This is a genomic window from Vibrio iocasae (assembly GCF_042245395.1).
Classification (GTDB): Bacteria; Pseudomonadota; Gammaproteobacteria; order Enterobacterales; family Vibrionaceae; genus Vibrio; species Vibrio iocasae.
The window spans coordinates 3,249,249-3,268,635 of the sequence record NZ_CP145311.1 but is presented as its reverse complement, the minus strand read 5'-3'; the positions used below and the strand labels follow the sequence as shown (position 1 = coordinate 3,268,635).

Sequence of the window (19,387 nt, the reverse complement as noted above, 5' to 3'; positions counted from 1 at the left end):
TCAGTAAGTTACCCATAAGGTAACCGACTAGCTGTGTTCAGACTGTATAAATAATAAATCCATCAACCACATGTGCGCGTGTGGCTTTTTTGTTGGTTAGGAGAATAAGAGTGAAGTATATAAATACTAGTTGTCACCATCTTTTCATCGAGCAGGGGACATATGAACAATTTAAGGGTGGAGCCGAGGCTATTAAGAACTTTCAGGAGTTTGCCCGTTCGTCAGTAAAACTCACCCAAGAAAACGAAAATACACAAGAATACCTATTTAATGATGATTCTAGTGTAAAGTCTGAATTTGAAGCATATATGGATGACCCAAACCACTGGGATGTATTCAGTGAAAGGTTGGCGGCATCGCTTCTAGAAGAACAGCAAGACTCACAGAAAAAGCTAGACAGCTTTAAGAGAAAAGTAAAAGTAACACCTGGTAGCTTGCTTCTTATTCACTGTAAGCCCTCTGATAATGATGTTGAGGTCTTGGTCTTGATCAAAATGGAGCAAGAAGAAGTAGCTAACGTTGAAGATTTTGAGCACCTGTTTGGCCTTCCGACTGAGAAAAAAGCGTTAAATACTGCCTTGGTAACTTTTGAAAAAGGAAAAGAGCCTGCTTTATGGGTGTCTCGGGCAAATGCTTACTGGATAAAATTCTTAGATGTCTCCCCAATTCGCTCAAGCAGTGTCAATACATCAAATGCATTTGATGCAATCGATGGCCAGCTTAATAAGCTAAAAAAAGACTTTAAAGCTGATCACCTGTTGATAAGAAACCACCTTTTAACCTATCTACGCAATCATGACGGGGAAACTATTTCCTATCAAGACATTATAGAAACAGTGGTGCTTGAACATAAGCCGGTAGATAGTAACTTTAAGCCGAAAGAAGTCGCAGATAAATTGTTGGCTCTACCAGGGAAAGCTAAGAAGTCATTTGATAAGCAGTTTGAAGTTGACATGTCGAGCGTAAAAGCCAAACGAAAGTCAGTTATCTCATTGACAGATAAAATCGAGCTAAACTTAAAAGATGGAATAGCAAATCTTAATGAAATTATTGAGCCTTATGATAGTAGCGGTAGGAAAGGCATTATTATCTACAGTGAACAAGGCTATGAGCACTTTAAGAAAAGCACAGAAGAATAGTTATGTTAGATGATGTTAGAAGCATTTGGACAACTCCAATAGTTGAATGGGAGGCTGCAAAAGAGTCTCTTGATTACTTCTACGCATCTAGCAAACTTGAAAGCTTACTTGAAAGTGATGTTGACTCTTTGTCTGACTTCCTGAGAAAACGCCAGGACTGGCAAGATTCATACACTGTTAAAGTTTCCTATGAGTTTGAAGAATCAGTCGAATTCTCTAATCGCACTTCTCAAGATGTATTAGATGAAAGGCTTGAAGAGTTAAGAGACTGTATTGAGAACCTTGATGACGATGAGCAACATCTTACGGTTGAGGTTGAAGTCTTTAAGAAGCTAAAAGAGGTTGGTGACAACGTTCTGGTTGAAAACGTTTATTCTATTGATGCCTGGTCTAATTACCTAAATAACCTCTCCATAGAAGAACTACATCGCAACATTCACAAGCGCTATCATAGAGTCGGCATTGAAGGTGTAATTTTTCTGGGTGACTTCACCATCGCCTGTAAAACAGACTACTTTCACTTTATCCCGAAAACTGAGTTCTCAAATGAAATGTTCAGGGTCGCACTCAGCAAAAAACGAGTAGATGATTTATTGAAACTTAGAAGTAATTTGGGGAACTTTGCTAATGCTTCTGAGTGGCAGTTTTTACCAGATCACTTTAAGTTCAGTGAAGCTGTTCCACCGGAACTGAAGCTTGTGAAAACTATTTTTAATTCTCTTCACAATGTTTATCTGATCAGCTTTCTAGCCAATTTTACTATTGTTAACAATGGTAAAGTTGAATACACCCTAAAAGGATTCAAAGACATTGTGGGAGTGTATGAACTAGATGCGTTGAGAAGCTTGGACGCAAGTTCACTCTGGACCTTATACCAGTGGATATACCAGGCTAACTCTGTCGATAAAATAGGAATTACCAGAAATGTTATTCCACTTCACGTCGAAGACTTATTAAAAGTTGATGATGCCGTTATTGCTTCAGCTTATTCTGGCTTCAACCTCTCTCAAAAAGATGATGTTAAGAGTTATATTGACTCTACAAACAAGTTAGCTGACCAAGTACAAGCCACATCTCAGAAAGCCAACGATATTGCAGAAAAGATAGCTCACTCTATCAAGGCAGGAGTATGGGGAATTGGTACTTTTGCTATTTCAACAGTCCTTTTTAGGATCTTTGCGCGAGGTAGCGAAATCCATACATATTCTGACTTATTGATGTTTATCGGCTCACCGTTATTTGTTGGAATAATGGTGTTCGCAATTCTTGTGTTTAGTGCTTTGTTTGGGCTTGCTCTGTTTGAATCTTGTGAAGATCAAAGGCGTTTTAAAGAAATGTACGATAGCAGTAAGAAGGTTTACCAGAACGTTCTTACTGAGGACGATATAAACAATATTCTTTCAGATGATGAGCACTTTAATCTGAACAATACATATATAAATAATAAGCGGAAGTTTTACATTAATGTTTGGCTTGTGACTACGATTCTTAGTGCGATTGTTTTAGTTTCGGCGACTTGTTATGCAAGCTCTCAAAGCACAGAGCCAGAGATTGGTAGTCAAGTTAGCGGCACAGAACAAGTTAAGTAGTTTTTAGATGGCGTTCAGAATTCTGTGCCAACTAATTTATAAAAAAGGCCCCCCACAAGTAGGTGAGGGGCCTTCGTTTGTAAATGCTGATTAAGCTGCAACTTCGACTGACGTGCATTCAGTTGATAACTCTCTATAGTCATCAACGACAACGATTTCGAACTCAGTAAAAAGTGCTACAGGTTTTACTGTTCTACCTCTTTTTTCCAGTTTCACGAAACCTTTATTCGCAAGTGCATTGAGAGTTTTTGACAGGTTTGGTTTTTTTCGGCCTGTCATTTCTACCAGCTCAGTTATAGTTTCAGGGCGTTCTGATTTGATTAGTTTCAGAAGCGCTCTGTTTTCGTCGCACAGAAGCTGGGATATTGCGTTTAGAGATGTAAACCATACCTTAGGCTCATTAGCTTCAGGAGTGTATTCACCTTTCAGAACAGCAAGTGTGCGCTCTCTGATCATGTTCTCTGGCATAACACCAATTCGTGCTTTCATAGTCTTATCCTTCAATTTCTTTAATAGTTTCATCAACAGAATCGAAAAAATCTTCGACTAACTTTGCTGCTGATTCAAACTCATAAGGCACCCCTTTATCAGAGGCGGTGCGATGCTTATGATCGTATGGTCGCTTCGCTCCAGCGACTAATCGTTTTCCTTTAACTTTAACCGCGTGTGCATTGTCGTATCCCATTACGCGGGTACCATATTTATTATGCAAAGTAAGGCGGTATTTAATTCCGTGAGGTACATCTTTCGATGGTTTTACGGTCCAAGCGTCAATTCGCCATGTATAACCATCATCCCTGCTTACTTCTGTTCCATGAAGATCTAGTAGGTACTCTAATCCTTGATGTTGTGTATTAGCTTCAGACATATTTTCTCGTTTATTGTAATAGTTATGTCCTGAGTATAACTATTGGATTGTGGTAGTACAAGGTTTTTTACTGCTTCCTTGTGTAAAACCTTTTAGGTAGCACTGTGATAAATGGTGATGATGCCTCGAAGCTGCCATACCTAGCTCCTTATGGCGTTAGGTGTTTCTGTTATGTAATTTATGTGGAAATAGTTGGGTGTATACTTGCCAAAGAATATTCAAATTTCTATGTCCGGTAACCTGGGCCACTTCTTCGATTGAATATCCAGCTTCAAATAACCGACTTGCACCCTCTCGCCGTAGGTCGTGATAACGAAGGTCTTCAATTCCAAGAGAGTTCCGTACTCGCTGAAAGCCGGCAGTTACCGAACGGGAGTTATACGGAAATATCAGTTCCCCTTTTCTTTCCTGCTTCATTACGATATCAAATGAATCACCTAGCAGAGGAACCAGCATATGGTTGCCTTCTTTCTTACGAGGGTCTTTCCGATCACGGACAACAACAGTTTTATTTTTTTCGTTCAGGTCATCCCAGCGTAAAGCACACACTTCACCAATTCGCATACAGGTGAGAATGCTAAACTCTAAGATGTCCCGAAAAGGAATCCGGATTTTTCCGTTTGACCTGAAGTTTTCTCTGGCGGCTAGGCCTTCTTTTAATTTATCCAGCTCTATAGTTGTGGGTCGCCTTGTTCGCCTTTGGGATTTACCTACTAACTTCATATCAATAAGTACTGGTACAGCTTCTTCAAACACTGCGTAGTTCGCCTCGATATTGAATACCGGGTTCGCCTTTTTCATAACAGAGCGAAGGTAGGCCACATCATGGTAAATCGTTGCTGGTTGTGCACCAGCGGCTTTCCTGTTTTTACAGTGTTCTATCAGATCAGCAGTTGTCAGTTTGTTGGTTTGAACCTTGGCTATATCGCAATCCCGGAGCATTTTAATTACAAATTGCTTGGTTCGCCCCGTGTTGTCCCATAAATGGCGTTCTGCAATAAATAAATCTAACAGCTCACTAATGGTAGTAGTGCGTTGAGTATTAAAGCCTTTTTCCTCAATTTCGTGCACTTGCTGTTTTGCCCAGGCAACGGCTATAGCTTTTTTCTTATGTGTTTTAGAGAAACGTTGTACAATTCGCCCACGTACTTTTTTAACGATAATAGTTGCTTTGTAGCGCTTCTCACCACTACTAAGGGTTCTGGTCTGAATGCTATATGATGCCATTGAGTATCTCCACGAGGCGACCCATTTACTATTTTGGAAGGCGAACTATAGGCGACCCACCAATCTTATTTTATGTCAGTTCATGGTATTTTATCGTAGTTGACAGAATTAATAAATTCCTTATGAATCAAGATACAGTAAGCAAAACAAGTAAATTCAATAGTTCCCGATTTTCTATAGCACCTATGCTCGATTGGACTGACAGACATTGCCGCTATTTCCATCGTCTAATGACATCAGAATCTTTGCTTTATACAGAGATGGTCACTACGGGTGCAATTATCCACGGTAAGGGTGATTTTCTTGCTTATAGCGAAGAAGAGCATCCAGTCTCTCTTCAACTTGGTGGGTCTAACCCTACTGATCTGGCAACTTGTGCAAAGTTGGCTGAAGAGCGTGGTTATGATGAGATTAACCTAAATGTAGGTTGCCCTTCAGACCGAGTTCAGAATGGACGTTTCGGTGCCTGTCTAATGGCTGAACCTCTGCTGGTGGCTGATTGCGTAAAAGCAATGAAAGATGTTGTTGATATCCCGGTGACGGTAAAAACTCGTATCGGCATCGATGACCAAGACTCCTATGAGTTCTTAACAACGTTTGTTTCTACAGTTCATGAGCAGAGTGGGTGTGATGATTTTACTATTCACGCTCGTAAAGCATGGTTGAGTGGTCTAAGCCCGAAAGAGAATAGAGAAATCCCGCCACTGGATTACCCGCGTGCGTACCAGCTAAAGAAAGATTTTCCCAATCTGACCATTGGAATAAATGGTGGGATTAAAACGTTGGAAGATAGCTTAGAACACTTAAAGCATCTTGATGGTGTAATGGTTGGAAGAGAGGCTTATCAGAGCCCTTATCTGCTCTCTCAAGTTGACCAGATCATCTTTGGCTTAGACAAGCCAGTTAAAAAACGTCGCCAGATAGTTGAGGAGATGTATCCATATATAGAGCGCGAACTGTCAAAAGGCGCTTATCTCGGCCATATTACTCGTCATATGTTGGGGCTTTTCCAGGCAATGCCTGGAGCGCGTCAATGGCGTCGCTATATTAGTGAGAATGCTCATAAGCAAGGAGCGGGTATAGAAGTGGTGGAAACTGCTTTGGCAAAAATACCTGCAGAGTTGGACGTGTAAAATTAACCATTAGTTAGTTAATTTTACCAAACCATTATCTGAGGCCGCTGCATTAAATGCAGCGGCTTTTTTAATTGTTTGAAAGTATGGGATTTTTCATATAGCAGGAATTGGCCTACTTCCTGCTATATCTAGGAAAAAGAGGAGATGATGTATGTTTGAGTTTATTTTCTTATTGGCTTTTCTGGGTATGTTGCTGTTCACCGGAATTTCATTTTTGACAGTATTGGGTGCTATCGCTATCTCATTTCTTGTTATGTTTATGGCGGGAATGGTTGGGTTCATTTTTAAACTGTTGCCTTGGCTGATAGTCATTGGGTTAGGTGTCTGGTTCTATAAAAGTCAGTCACGTTCATATAGGCGTTATCGTTAATCAAGGCTAAGACCAAATAACGAGGGGCCTATACAAAGATTTTTCAAGCATCTGCTATGAACTCAACTGTGTATGCTAATATCTTGGTAAGTCAGTTGTTTTTATAAATATAAGAGGTCAGGCATGAGCAGATGCTTATCCCGAGCGACATTAATAACCTTATTGCTACCTTTCGCTCCGAACGCGTTTTCTGCGGAATCGGTAGGTATTAGTTTCGGAGTGGATCACTGGTGGTCTAGTACTCATAACCGTGCTGAGGATGACGGCAGAAATGTTAACGATGATACTTCTTCCTTCTATTTTGATATCGAGCATGATGTTCAGTACGTTCCGAATTTTAAGCTAAGGTACAGTAGTGTAAATGCACCAAACATCCTCTCACTAGATAAGTATGACTATACCTTTTATTACGACATCATCGAGCATGAGCTTCTCCAGTTTGATTTGGGCTTGACCCTATCTCAGTATAAAAACACCAAGTACCAAGACTTGAATAGTCAGGGTTATGACTTTAATAGTAGTGTGTGGAGTATTTACGCTGCTGGTGTGATTGAAATTCCGAATACTAACCTTGATATCATTGGTCAGTTTGATTTTGCTGACAGAGATGTAATGAAGTCGGCAGAAGTGATGGCCGGGTTGCAGTATCGCATTGATATTCCAGTTGGAGAACTTGCTTTGCGAGGTGGGTATCGAGTTATGGACTACACCTTTAAAGAGTTGGGAACTCCAGAAGATGAAGAACTTTTGGTGGACGGGTGGTTCACTGGGCTACAATTTAGTTTCTAATTGGAATGTATAGAACACCTGGCTTTAGTCAGGTGTTTTTTTATATCTAAATGAAATAAAAAGTAGCGTATCGGTGTAAATGAGCCATGCTTAAGTAGTAAACCTTTATCGCGAGTCACCGGGAAAGAAGCACGAGGGGATAGTTATGACTCTTACAGAGCTAAGGACGCTATATAGAGATGAGCAGCTATTAGAAGCGATTATTGAACCCTCTATTCAGGATGGTGGTTGGGTTGTCGAGTTCCGTCACGCAAAGGGAGGGTTTGTTCCACTCACTGATTCTCGTGGTGAGGAGTGCCAGTATTACGATTTAGATCTGGCTTCTAAATCGGCTATGGCTGTCGGTTTTAAGCAAGTCAGAGTTGAAGAAAAATAACCTGACTTTCTATATTTCAAGTTTTCTATTACCAAAAAGTTATAAAACATAACCTTCTATTCTTTTTTGTTATTAACGAGAGTGGTTAATCTATCGTCACGCAATTAACAGGAATATCGTGACATGGTACTTAAGGAACTCTCTGCTTTAGCAAGTCCTCTGAATGACCAGCAAATAGGTCAGCTTCAGCAGGCTGCCTCAGAACTATCCCCACAGCAGCTCGCATGGGTGAGTGGATATTTTTGGGGAATCAGTCAATCTCAATCTGTTGCCGCAGGAGCACCTATCGCTCAGGCAGCCTCTGCTGTTTCTGCAGCTCCAGCGGGTAAGCTCTCTATTATTTTTGCTTCTCAGACGGGTAACGCAAAAGGTGTTGCTGAGTCACTGAAAGAGCAGGCTCAATCTGAGGGTATTGAAGTCGCGCTGTTTGATGCTAGCGACTACAAAGGTAAGAACCTTGCAAAAGAATCGCATGTGATTTTTGTGGCCTCTACAAACGGAGAGGGTGAGCCGCCAGATAACGCGATTGAATTGCACGAGTTTTTGCAGTCCAAGAAAGCACCTAAGTTAGATAATCTTAAGTACGGTGTTATTGGCCTTGGCGATTCAAGCTACGAATTCTTTTGCCAGACAGGTAAAGATTTTGACGAGTATCTGTCTAAGCTAGGTGCAAAGTCCTTCATTGATAGGATTGACTGTGATGTCGATTATGAAGACCCGACTGCAGATTGGATTAAGCAAGCGCTTAATACAGCAAAAGAGGAGTTAGCTGCACCAACGAATGCTGAAGTTGTTCAACTACCAGTTGCGCAGGCCGCTCATTCTCAGTACACCAAGCAAAACCCATATACTGCGACGCTTTTGACCAGCCAGAAAATAACTGGCCGCGACTCAGGTAAAGATGTTCGACATATCGAGATCGATCTGGAAGATTCAGGTCTTACCTATCAGCCAGGTGATGCGCTAGGTGTTTGGTATGAAAACAGTAACGAACTAGCCGATCAGATTCTTGCAAAAGTTGAGCTGTCAGGCGCAGAAAGTATTGAAGTGGATGGTGAGAGCATTTCGATTCGAAACGCACTTATCTCCAAATACGAAATTACGACTTCAAACCCACAGCAAATCACTAAGTATGCAGAACTGTCGGGTAGCAAAAAGCTTGAGAAGCTGGTGGCTGATAAAGATAAGCTACGTGAGTACTCAGCTAATACTCAGCTTATTGATGTTCTTTCAGAGAAAAAGACAAAACTAACGGCAGAACAATTGGTGGGCTTACTAAGAAAACTGACGCCTCGTCTTTACTCAATTGCATCAAGCCAGTCTGAAGTTGATGAAGAAGTTCATCTAACGGTTGGAGTAGTAGAGTATCAAAAGGGTGAAGAAGCTCGTTTTGGTGGCGCTTCAAGTTTCTTGTCTCACAGGCTAGAAGAAGGTGCTGAGGTTAAAGTATTCGTTGAAAACAACAATAACTTTAAGCTTCCAGCAGATGACAATACACCAGTTATCATGATTGGTCCGGGGACAGGTATCGCACCTTTCAGAAGCTTTATTCAGGAAAGAGATAACCGCGATGCGGAAGGAAAGAACTGGTTGCTTTTCGGTGACCGTACGTTTACCCAAGACTTCCTATATCAGGTTGAGTGGCAAAAGTATCTGAAATCAGGTCTTCTGACAAAACTAGACGTTGCATTTAGCCGAGATCAAAAAGAGAAAGTTTATGTTCAGAACAGACTTCTGGAAAATGCAGAAGAAGTGTGGAGCTGGATCAATGATGGTGCACATATATACGTATGTGGTGATGCAAACCGTATGGCAAAAGATGTGAACTCAGCATTGGTGACAATTGCTCAGGAGCAGGGGCAGTTGTCAGCAGAGAAAGCAGAAGAATTTATAAATACACTACGTAAAGAAAAGCGTTACCAAAGGGATGTCTACTAATGAGCAAACAAGAAGTATTAGGTCAGGTGTTAGGTCCTCTTTCGGATAACGAACGCCTGAAAAAAGAGAGTAATTTCTTACGCGGTACGATTGGGCAAGATCTGCAGGATCAAATCACAGGTGGATTTACGGCAGACAATTTCCAGCTGATCCGTTTCCATGGGATGTATCAGCAAGATGATCGCGATATCCGAGCAGAACGAGCTAAACAAAAGCTTGAGCCGTTGCATAACGTGATGCTTCGTGCACGTATGCCGGGTGGAATAATTACTCCCAAACAATGGCTGGCAATAGATAAGTTTGCTGACGAACATACCATGTATGGAAGTATTCGTCTTACTACTCGTCAGACTTTCCAGTTTCATGGCGTATTGAAGCCAAATATTAAGTTGATGCATCAAACATTGAACAGTATTGGTATCGATTCAATCGCGACTGCGGGTGATGTTAACCGTAATGTACTATGTACAACGAATCCGGTGGAATCGGAGCTGCATCAGGAAGCTTATGAGTGGGCGAAGAAGATCAGTGAGCATCTTCTACCAAAGACTCGAGCTTATGCAGAGATCTGGCTAGATGGCGAAAAGCTGGAAACTACAGATGAAGAGCCAATTCTAGGTAGTACTTATCTACCTCGTAAGTTCAAAACTACGGTTGTGATTCCACCACAGAATGACGTCGATGTTCATGCAAATGATCTTAACTTTGTCGCGATTTCTGAAGATGGCAAGCTAGCTGGTTTCAATGTGTTAGTTGGCGGTGGCTTAGCGATGACACATGGAGATACATCAACGTATCCTCGTCGCGCTGATGACTTTGGTTTCGTACCTCTGGAAAAAACGCTGGATGTGGCTGCGGCAGTTGTGACCACTCAGCGTGACTGGGGTAACCGTTCTAATCGTAAAAACGCCAAAACCAAATATACGCTAGACCGTGTTGGTATAGATGTATTTAAGGCTGAAGTGGAAAAACGAGCGGAAGTTAAGTTTGAGGAAAGCCGCCCTTATGAATTTACTGGGCGTGGAGACAGAATTGGCTGGGCAGATGGCATAGATGGAAAACACCATTTGGCTCTGTTTATAGAAAATGGCCGACTGTTGGATTATCCGGGCAAACCTTTAAAGAGCGGTGTGGCTGAAATAGCTAAAGTTCACAAAGGTGACTTCAGAATGACAGCAAACCAGAACCTTATTGTTGCTGGTGTGCCGTCTGATCAGAAAGAGTTAATTGAGACGATTGCTCGTGAACACGGCCTTATTGATGATGGTGTAAGTGAACAGCGCAAAAATTCTATGGCGTGCGTTGCATTCCCTACATGTCCTCTGGCAATGGCAGAAGCAGAACGTTTTCTACCAGAGTTTGTTACTGATGTTGAACAAATCTTGAAGAAACACGAACTACCAGAGCAAGACAATATCATCCTTCGAATTACTGGTTGCCCTAATGGCTGTGGTCGAGCAATGCTCGCGGAAATAGGTCTGGTTGGTAAAGCTCCTGGACGCTATAACCTGCACCTTGGTGGTAATAAAGCAGGAACCCGTATACCTAAAATGTATAAAGAGAACATTACAGACAAGCAGATCCTTGAAGAAATAGACGTTCTGGTTGGCCGTTGGGCTAAAGAACGTGAAGAGGGAGAAGCTTTTGGTGATTTCGCTATCCGAGCTGGAATTATAGAAGAAGTAATTGTATCCAAGAGGGACTTCTATGCCTGAGTTGAGTAAAACAAGAATCGATTTGTATGAGCTTCTAAAGCTAAATAAAGCGGAACAGACAATCCAGTTAGCAGAAATTAATTCTGAGCTAGAAAGTATGAGTGCGGCAGAAAGAGTTCAATGGGCACTTGCTAATTTGCCGGGAGAGCATGCGTTGTCTTCTAGCTTTGGTATTCAGGCTGCGGTAATGCTGCGCCTGGTAACGAAAGAGAAAGCTGATGTTCCTGTCATTTTAACGGATACGGGTTACCTCTTTCCTGAGACGTATCAGTTCATTGACTCATTAAAAGAGAAGTTAGATCTGAATTTGAAGATCTATCAGGCTCAAATTAGCCCAGCGTGGCAAGAAGCAAAGTTTGGTAAATTGTGGGATCAAGGTGTCGAAGGCATCGAGAAATACAACAAACTAAACAAAGTAGAACCAATGAAACGTGCGCTAACAGAGCTAAATGTGTCTACCTGGTTTTCTGGGCTGCGAAGAGAGCAGTCTAGTTCAAGAAACAATTTACCAGTGCTTGCCATTCAAAATGGGGTATTTAAGTTTCTGCCGATTGTGGATTGGTCTAATAAAGATGTTCACTACTATCTTGAAGAGAACGGTCTTTCATATCATCCATTATGGGATGAAGGTTACCTTTCTGTTGGTGACACACACACAACTGTTAAGTGGGAACCTGGCATGAAAGAAGAAGATACTCGTTTCTTTGGATTGAAACGAGAGTGTGGTCTTCATGAAGATGACACAGAGATAGACGGTTCGGGAATTTAAAGCTGCTTTTGCAGCTTTATTTTTGAGCAATGATTAATAAATCTGTGGATAAGTTGTTATTTATTTCTTAGTAAAGTGGTACAAATAAGCGCTTCAATTAATATCCGCAAAAAAAGCATTTTTTTTAGAAAAAACCTTAAAAAATGCTTGCCAAGAATAATCCGATCTCTATAATGCCCCCTCGCTGACACGGCAAGGCTCACAAGGGTTGAGTCGTTGAAGCAGACAGTCAATTTGAGATGTAAAATCGATATTGCTTTCACTTTTAAAAGTGAAAATAAAAAAGCAAAAAAGTGTTTGACACGAAAGATTAAATCGCTAAAATGACCGTCCGCTTTGAGAGAAAGCCTCTTAAAGCAACGCTCTTTAACAATTTAAACCTATCAATCTGTGTGGGCACTCGTTGATGATAATCTAAAAGATTTATCAATGAACTGAGTGACCAAACGAAATAACTTTATGTTATTCGGCACAGTCAATTCATTATCGTTCTGTTGGAACGATAATAGCTTTGAAATTACTTATGTAGTTTTGAAGTCAGTATTCATTGAGCCGGTCGAAAGACCACAAAAACTTTAATTGAAGAGTTTGATCATGGCTCAGATTGAACGCTGGCGGCAGGCCTAACACATGCAAGTCGAGCGGAAACGACTTAACTGAACCTTCGGGGAACGTTAAGGGCGTCGAGCGGCGGACGGGTGAGTAATGCTTAGGAAGTTGCCCGGTAGAGGGGGATAACCATTGGAAACGATGGCTAATACCGCATACTCTCTTCGGAGCAAAGTGGGGGACCTTCGGGCCTCACGCTATCGGATACGCCTAAGTGAGATTAGCTAGTTGGTGAGGTAAGAGCTCACCAAGGCGACGATCTCTAGCTGGTCTGAGAGGATGATCAGCCACACTGGAACTGAGACACGGTCCAGACTCCTACGGGAGGCAGCAGTGGGGAATATTGCACAATGGGCGCAAGCCTGATGCAGCCATGCCGCGTGTGTGAAGAAGGCCTTCGGGTTGTAAAGCACTTTCAGCAGTGAGGAAGGTGGTGAGTTTAATACGCTCATCATTTGACGTTAGCTGCAGAAGAAGCACCGGCTAACTCCGTGCCAGCAGCCGCGGTAATACGGAGGGTGCGAGCGTTAATCGGAATTACTGGGCGTAAAGCGCATGCAGGTGGTTAATTAAGTCAGATGTGAAAGCCCGGGGCTCAACCTCGGAAGGCCATTTGAAACTGGTTAACTAGAGTACTGTAGAGGGGGGTAGAATTTCAGGTGTAGCGGTGAAATGCGTAGAGATCTGAAGGAATACCGGTGGCGAAGGCGGCCCCCTGGACAGATACTGACACTCAGATGCGAAAGCGTGGGGAGCAAACAGGATTAGATACCCTGGTAGTCCACGCCGTAAACGATGTCTACTTGGAGGTTGTTCCCTTGAGGAGTGGCTTTCGGAGCTAACGCGTTAAGTAGACCGCCTGGGGAGTACGGTCGCAAGATTAAAACTCAAATGAATTGACGGGGGCCCGCACAAGCGGTGGAGCATGTGGTTTAATTCGATGCAACGCGAAGAACCTTACCTACTCTTGACATCTACAGAAGCCAGCGGAGACGCAGGTGTGCCTTCGGGAACTGTAAGACAGGTGCTGCATGGCTGTCGTCAGCTCGTGTTGTGAAATGTTGGGTTAAGTCCCGCAACGAGCGCAACCCTTATCCTTAATTGCCAGCACTTCGGGTGGGAACTTTGGGGAGACTGCCGGTGATAAACCGGAGGAAGGTGGGGACGACGTCAAGTCATCATGGCCCTTACGAGTAGGGCTACACACGTGCTACAATGGCGCATACAGAGGGCTGCTAGCTTGCGAGAGTCAGCGAATCCCAAAAAGTGCGTCGTAGTCCGGATTGGAGTCTGCAACTCGACTCCATGAAGTCGGAATCGCTAGTAATCGTAGATCAGAATGCTACGGTGAATACGTTCCCGGGCCTTGTACACACCGCCCGTCACACCATGGGAGTGGGCTGCAAAAGAAGTAGGTAGTTTAACCTTCGGGGGGACGCTTACCACTTTGTGGTTCATGACTGGGGTGAAGTCGTAACAAGGTAGCCCTAGGGGAACCTGGGGCTGGATCACCTCCTTAACGATATAGATTGTGCATTGATGAGTGTTCACACAGATTGATTAGGTTTAGAAAGTTTAGAGTAGAAGGTGCCCAACACCTTCAAGTTTTAGTGTCCCGTTCGTCTAGAGGCCTAGGACACCGCCCTTTCACGGCGGTAACAGGGGTTCGACTCCCCTACGGGATACCATTGGGTCGTTAGCTCAGTTGGTAGAGCAGTTGACTTTTAATCAATTGGTCGCAGGTTCGAATCCTGCACGACCCACCATTTCCTTTTAAAGGAAAATATCAAGTTTGGGGCTATAGCTCAGCTGGGAGAGCGCCTGCCTTGCACGCAGGAGGTCTGCGGTTCGATCCCGCATAGCTCCACCATTCTTGATGCCACATATTGTGGGCGATTAGCTCAGTTGGGAGAGCACCTGCCTTACAAGCAGGGGGTCACTGGTTCGAGCCCGGTATCGCCCACCACTCTCTAAGTATTTTTGGAAAGCAGTTATCCAAACCAATAAGAAGAAATATCGAATTGGTTGGATTTTTGACTGTAAGAATCCTTAGAAAGTGTTTATACACTTTTGCTCTTTAACAATTTGGAAAGCTGACGAATAACAACAATCCCCATATCTTCGGATATGCGTTGTTATTCAATTAAAAGTTCTCAAATCCTATGTCTTTTAAAGATATAGGTACCAACACACATTCAAGTGTTCTTGGAATTTGAGTCCGGCAAAATCGAGTCTGCATCATGTATAAAAATTGCAGACAACTTTGGTTGTTTGATTAAACAATCTTAAAGGTTTCTTGGAAACTCTTTGGGGTTGTATGGTTAAGTGACTAAGCGTACACGGTGGATGCCTTGGCAGTCAGAGGCGATGAAGGACGTATTAACTTGCGATAAGCGTAGATAAGGCAGTAAAAGCCACTTGAGTCTACGATTTCCGAATGGGGAAACCCAATTGCATAAGCAATTATCATTAACTGAATACATAGGTTAATGAGGCGAACCGGGGGAACTGAAACATCTAAGTACCCCGAGGAAAAGAAATCAACCGAGATTCCGAAAGTAGCGGCGAGCGAAATTGGATTAGCCCTTAAGCTTTTAATGGTTCAGGTGAACATGCTGGAAAGCATGGCAATAAAGGGTGATAGCCCCGTAACCGACAAACCATTTTCAGTGAAATCGAGTAAGGCGGGACACGTGATATCCTGTCTGAATATGGGGGGACCATCCTCCAAGGCTAAATACTCCTGACTGACCGATAGTGAACCAGTACCGTGAGGGAAAGGCGAAAAGAACCCCTGTGAGGGGAGTGAAATAGAACCTGAAACCGTGTACGTACAAGCAGTAGGAGCCTCCTTTGTGGGGTGACTGCGTACCTTTTGTATAATGGGTCAGCGACTTATATTCAGTGGCAAGGTTAACCGTTTAGGGGAGCCGTAGGGAAACCGAGTCTTAACTGGGCGTTCAGTCTCTGGATATAGACCCGAAACCAGGTGATCTAGCCATGGGCAGGTTGAAGGTTGAGTAACATCAACTGGAGGACCGAACCGACTAATGTTGAAAAATTAGCGGATGACTTGTGGCTAGGGGTGAAAGGCCAATCAAACCTGGAGATAGCTGGTTCTCCCCGAAAGCTATTTAGGTAGCGCCTCGGACGAATACTACTGGGGGTAGAGCACTGTTAAGGCTAGGGGGTCATCCCGACTTACCAACCCTTTGCAAACTCCGAATACCAGTAAGTACTATCCGGGAGACACACGGCGGGTGCTAACGTCCGTCGTGGAGAGGGAAACAACCCAGACCGCCAGCTAAGGTCCCAAATTATTACTAAGTGGGAAACGATGTGGGAAGGCTAAAACAGCTAGGATGTTGGCTTAGAAGCAGCCATCATTTAAAGAAAGCGTAATAGCTCACTAGTCGAGTCGGCCTGCGCGGAAGATGTAACGGGGCTAAGTAATAAACCGAAGCTGCGGCTGCAATCTTTGATTGCGGGGTAGGGGAGCGTTCTGTAAGCCGTTGAAGGTGAATCGTAAGGTTTGCTGGAGGTATCAGAAGTGCGAATGCTGACATGAGTAACGATAATGGGGGTGAAAAACCTCCACGCCGGAAGACCAAGGGTTCCTGTCCAACGTTAATCGGGGCAGGGTAAGTCGACCCCTAAGGCGAGGCCGAAAGGCGTAGTCGATGGGAAACGGGTTAATATTCCCGTACTTCTTACAATTGCGATGGGGGGACGGAGAAGGCTAGGTGGGCCTGGCGACGGTTGTCCAGGTTCAAGTGCGTAGGCTTAAGAGTTAGGTAAATCCGGCTCTTTTTAAGGCTGAGACACGATGTCGAGCTACTACGGTAGTGAAGTCATTGATGCCATGCTTCCAGGAAAAGCCTCTAAGCTTCAGATTGTAAGGAATCGTACCCCAAACCGACACAGGTGGTCGGGTAGAGAATACCAAGGCGCTTGAGAGAACTCGGGTGAAGGAACTAGGCAAAATGGTACCGTAACTTCGGGAGAAGGTACGCTCTTATTGGTGAAGTCCCTTGCGGATGGAGCTGACGAGAGTCGCAGATACCAGGTGGCTGCAACTGTTTATTAAAAACACAGCACTGTGCAAAATCGTAAGATGACGTATACGGTGTGACGCCTGCCCGGTGCCGGAAGGTTAATTGATGGGGTTAGACTTAGGTCGAAGCTCTTGATCGAAGCCCCGGTAAACGGCGGCCGTAACTATAACGGTCCTAAGGTAGCGAAATTCCTTGTCGGGTAAGTTCCGACCTGCACGAATGGCGTAATGATGGCCACGCTGTCTCCACCCGAGACTCAGTGAAATTGAAATCGCTGTGAAGATGCAGTGTACCCGCGGCTAGACGGAAAGACCCCGTGAACCTTTACTACAGCTTGGCACTGAACATTGAGCCTACATGTGTAGGATAGGTGGGAGGCTTTGAAGTGTGTACGCCAGTATGCATGGAGCCATCCTTGAAATACCACCCTTGTATGTTTGATGTTCTAACTTAGCCCCATTATCTGGGGTGAGGACAGTGCCTGGTGGGTAGTTTGACTGGGGCGGTCTCCTCCCAAAGAGTAACGGAGGAGCACGAAGGTGGGCTAAACACGGTTGGACATCGTGTGGTTAGTGCAATGGCATAAGCCCGCTTGACTGCGAGAATGACAATTCGAGCAGGTGCGAAAGCAGGTCATAGTGATCCGGTGGTTCTGAATGGAAGGGCCATCGCTCAACGGATAAAAGGTACTCCGGGGATAACAGGCTGATACCGCCCAAGAGTTCATATCGACGGCGGTGTTTGGCACCTCGATGTCGGCTCATCACATCCTGGGGCTGAAGTCGGTCCCAAGGGTATGGCTGTTCGCCATTTAAAGTGGTACGCGAGCTGGGTTTAGAACGTCGTGAGACAGTTCGGTCCCTATCTGCCGTGGGCGTTGGAGAATTGAAAGGGGCTGCTCCTAGTACGAGAGGACCGGAGTGGACGAACCTCTGGTGTTCGGGTTGTCATGCCAATGGCATTGCCCGGTAGCTAAGTTCGGAATCGATAACCGCTGAAAGCATCTAAGCGGGAAGCGAGCCTTGAGATGAGTTCTCCCTGGCACTTTAAGTGTCCTAAAGGGTTGTCGTAGACTACGACGTTGATAGGCAGGGTGTGTAAGCGTTGTGAGGCGTTGAGCTAACCTGTACTAATTGCCCGTGAGGCTTAACCATACAACACCCAAAGGGTTTTGTGGACTCGAATAAGAACGTTGAATGTGTATAGAACAGTTAATTAACATCAGTTTTCCGAATTAAAGAATTTGCTTGGCGACCATAGCGTTGTGGACCCACCTGATTCCATGCCGAACTCAGAAGTGAAACGCAATAGCGCCGATGGTAGTGTGGGGCTTCCCCATGTGAGAGTAGGACATCGCCAGGCTTTAAATTTAGACTTAGAGTCTAACCAGTGCGGAGCGGTAGTTCAGTTGGTTAGAATACCGGCCTGTCACGCCGGGGGTCGCGGGTTCGAGTCCCGTCCGCTCCGCCACTTCTTTTAACCCGATGCGAAAGCGTCGGGTTTTTTAATGCCCGAAATTTACGCCCTTCGGTCGTACGAGTCCCGGTTGCCCGCAACCCCGAACTGGGCGTTCCCGCCATTCCGCCACTTCTTCTGAAGCCTTAATACCAATTCCATTAATTAAGTTATCAGGTTAATCCAATCTCTAAAGCAGAGTGAGATAACTCTGCTTTTCTCTGAACAGAACTTATTCCAGGCACGACAAAGCTTGTCGACAATATCATACCAATTCCATTAATTAAGTTATCAGGTTAACCCAATCTCTAAAGCAGAGTGAGATAACTCTGCTTTTCTCTGAACAGAACTTATTCCAGGCACGACAAAGCTTGTCGACAATATCGCCATAGTTTTCAAAACATCGATTTGCGAGTTCGTTTTGACGAAGCCAACTCCACACCTGCTCTATTGGGTTCAGTTCCGGGGAATATGGCGGTATATGAATGATACTGAGGTTGTCAAAATCATCTGCAAGATAGCTTTGGTGCCAACTCGCTTGATCCATAATGACAACAGAGTGCTTACCTGTTGGTGTGGCATGTGAGATAAGCCGAAGTTGTTCCTTCATTGCCTCCATATTACTAACAGGCACAACAATGGCTTCCGCATCACCAGTGGTAACGCATACGGCTCCAAACAAGTATGCATATTCAAATTGCTGCTGTTGTACCGCCCTCGGACGAGTGCCCTTGGGAGCCCATATTCGGGTTGTCGTGTTGCGCTGACCAAACCTGGCCTCATCCTGGAACCATATCTGAACATCTTTTAGTGCGACATGCCCGGGGATCTTAAGGATCGTTTCTATTGGGAATTTTTTTAAAAGTTTCTTGGGCTTCTATTGATTGCTTAGGATGCTTGGAGCGAGTCGTAATCCAACTCAAGCCAATATCGTGTAGCAGGCGATATATCCCTGACTGTTGATAGGTAATACCAAAATTGCTTTCTATAAAGAGGCCGATCTCCCTTGCCTGAAGGCGGCCCCCATCAGCATTAACAGCGTGTTCGGTGACATACTCTTTGAGCTGTTGCCTTTGCTCTTCGGTTAAGCGGTGAGGCCTCCCTGAATGACGCTTTTCTTGCAGTCCTTCAAGGCCGTGATCGAGATAGGCCTTAACCCATTTGTTAACGCTAACTCTGCTGACTTTGAGGAACTGAGCGATCTCTGTACGGCTTTTACCATCAACAAAGTGGGAAACAGCAAGGTAACGTATTCTAAGCCGAGCGTTAGATGTGGAGTTGATAAGGCTGGGGAAATCGTGCTTCATGAGGGCTCCTTTAAGAGCCTTCATTAGATCACAAAATTAATGGAA

The 19,387-nt window shown here is 44.1% G+C and carries 13 protein-coding genes, 5 tRNA genes and 3 rRNA genes; 17 read left to right on the top strand and 4 right to left on the bottom strand.

Going from position 1 to position 19,387, the window contains the following annotated elements; genetic code table 11:
• Nucleotides 1-110 precede the first annotated feature (110 nt).
• Nucleotides 111-1,139, top strand: coding sequence for a hypothetical protein (locus SNR28_RS24715; RefSeq protein ID WP_375751559.1), 1,029 nt, complete (start codon nucleotides 111-113; stop codon nucleotides 1,137-1,139).
• A gap of 2 nt (nucleotides 1,140-1,141) precedes the next feature.
• Nucleotides 1,142-2,728 (top strand): hypothetical protein, encoded by a 1,587-nt coding sequence (locus SNR28_RS24710; RefSeq protein ID WP_375751558.1) that lies wholly within the window; start codon nucleotides 1,142-1,144, stop codon nucleotides 2,726-2,728.
• A gap of 90 nt (nucleotides 2,729-2,818) precedes the next feature.
• Here the strand turns inward: SNR28_RS24710 and SNR28_RS24705 are convergent, their stop codons facing one another.
• From SNR28_RS24705 to SNR28_RS24695, 3 genes are all read right to left on the bottom strand, one after another.
• On the bottom strand, nucleotides 2,819-3,217 hold the full coding sequence (locus SNR28_RS24705; protein WP_375751557.1) for a helix-turn-helix domain-containing protein: 399 nt from the start codon (nucleotides 3,215-3,217) through the stop codon (nucleotides 2,819-2,821).
• Between the two features lie 4 nt (nucleotides 3,218-3,221).
• Entirely contained in the window at nucleotides 3,222-3,596 is a 375-nt protein-coding gene (locus tag SNR28_RS24700) for a DUF6516 family protein (protein ID WP_375751556.1), read from the bottom strand.
• A 156-nt stretch (nucleotides 3,597-3,752) separates the two neighbouring features.
• Nucleotides 3,753-4,823 carry a tyrosine-type recombinase/integrase gene (locus SNR28_RS24695; protein WP_375751555.1) on the bottom strand — a complete coding sequence of 357 codons (1,071 nt, stop codon included), beginning with the start codon at nucleotides 4,821-4,823 and terminating at the stop codon, nucleotides 3,753-3,755.
• A gap of 122 nt (nucleotides 4,824-4,945) precedes the next feature.
• Here SNR28_RS24695 and dusA point away from each other — a divergent pair, with 122 nt between their 5' ends.
• The 15 genes from dusA to SNR28_RS24620 all read left to right on the top strand — a co-directional run bounded on the left by dusA (nucleotide 4,946) and on the right by SNR28_RS24620 (nucleotide 18,050).
• Nucleotides 4,946-5,956, top strand: coding sequence for a tRNA dihydrouridine(20/20a) synthase DusA (dusA, locus tag SNR28_RS24690; RefSeq protein WP_375751554.1), 1,011 nt, complete (start codon nucleotides 4,946-4,948; stop codon nucleotides 5,954-5,956).
• A gap of 154 nt (nucleotides 5,957-6,110) precedes the next feature.
• A complete protein-coding gene (pspG, locus tag SNR28_RS24685; protein WP_375751553.1) occupies nucleotides 6,111-6,329 on the top strand; it encodes an envelope stress response protein PspG in 219 nt (72 codons plus the stop codon).
• 123 nt (nucleotides 6,330-6,452) lie between these two features.
• Entirely contained in the window at nucleotides 6,453-7,118 is a 666-nt protein-coding gene (locus SNR28_RS24680) for a TIGR04219 family outer membrane beta-barrel protein (RefSeq protein WP_375751552.1), read from the top strand.
• A gap of 145 nt (nucleotides 7,119-7,263) precedes the next feature.
• A complete protein-coding gene (locus tag SNR28_RS24675; protein WP_375751551.1) occupies nucleotides 7,264-7,494 on the top strand; it encodes a hypothetical protein in 231 nt (76 codons plus the stop codon).
• A 123-nt stretch (nucleotides 7,495-7,617) separates the two neighbouring features.
• Nucleotides 7,618-9,432: an assimilatory sulfite reductase (NADPH) flavoprotein subunit gene (locus tag SNR28_RS24670; protein ID WP_375751549.1), complete on the top strand. Its 1,815-nt coding sequence runs from the start codon at nucleotides 7,618-7,620 to the stop codon at nucleotides 9,430-9,432.
• Complete coding sequence (gene cysI, locus SNR28_RS24665; RefSeq protein ID WP_375751547.1) at nucleotides 9,432-11,147, top strand: assimilatory sulfite reductase (NADPH) hemoprotein subunit; 1,716 nt, start codon at nucleotides 9,432-9,434, stop codon at nucleotides 11,145-11,147. The genes SNR28_RS24670 and cysI overlap by 1 nt, the downstream gene beginning before the upstream one ends.
• Nucleotides 11,140-11,916: a phosphoadenylyl-sulfate reductase gene (locus tag SNR28_RS24660; RefSeq protein ID WP_375751546.1), complete on the top strand. Its 777-nt coding sequence runs from the start codon at nucleotides 11,140-11,142 to the stop codon at nucleotides 11,914-11,916. The genes cysI and SNR28_RS24660 overlap by 8 nt, the downstream gene beginning before the upstream one ends.
• Nucleotides 11,917-12,492: 576 nt before the next feature.
• A 16S ribosomal RNA gene (locus SNR28_RS24655) occupies nucleotides 12,493-14,044 on the top strand.
• Nucleotides 14,045-14,137: 93 nt separating this feature from the next.
• Nucleotides 14,138-14,213 (top strand) — tRNA-Glu (locus tag SNR28_RS24650).
• 2 nt (nucleotides 14,214-14,215) lie between these two features.
• Nucleotides 14,216-14,291, top strand: a tRNA-Lys gene (locus tag SNR28_RS24645).
• Between the two features lie 28 nt (nucleotides 14,292-14,319).
• Nucleotides 14,320-14,395 (top strand) — tRNA-Ala (locus SNR28_RS24640).
• A 20-nt stretch (nucleotides 14,396-14,415) separates the two neighbouring features.
• Nucleotides 14,416-14,491 (top strand) — tRNA-Val (locus SNR28_RS24635).
• A gap of 353 nt (nucleotides 14,492-14,844) precedes the next feature.
• Nucleotides 14,845-17,734: ribosomal RNA gene (locus tag SNR28_RS24630) — 23S ribosomal RNA — on the top strand.
• A 92-nt stretch (nucleotides 17,735-17,826) separates the two neighbouring features.
• Nucleotides 17,827-17,942 (top strand): 5S ribosomal RNA (gene rrf / locus SNR28_RS24625).
• The 16S, 23S and 5S rRNA genes sit together here with 5 tRNA genes alongside, the layout of an rRNA operon.
• A gap of 31 nt (nucleotides 17,943-17,973) precedes the next feature.
• Nucleotides 17,974-18,050: transfer RNA gene (locus SNR28_RS24620), tRNA-Asp, on the top strand.
• A 268-nt stretch (nucleotides 18,051-18,318) separates the two neighbouring features.
• On the opposite strand, the gene SNR28_RS24615 is transcribed toward SNR28_RS24620, so the two are convergent.
• Nucleotides 18,319-19,342, bottom strand: a protein-coding gene (locus SNR28_RS24615; protein ID WP_375751544.1) for an IS630 family transposase whose coding sequence is annotated in 2 segments (ribosomal slippage) — nucleotides 18,319-18,889 and nucleotides 18,888-19,342 — 1,026 coding nt in all. Because the reading frame shifts where the segments join, the coding sequence is not laid out codon by codon here.
• Nucleotides 19,343-19,387 lie beyond the last annotated feature (45 nt).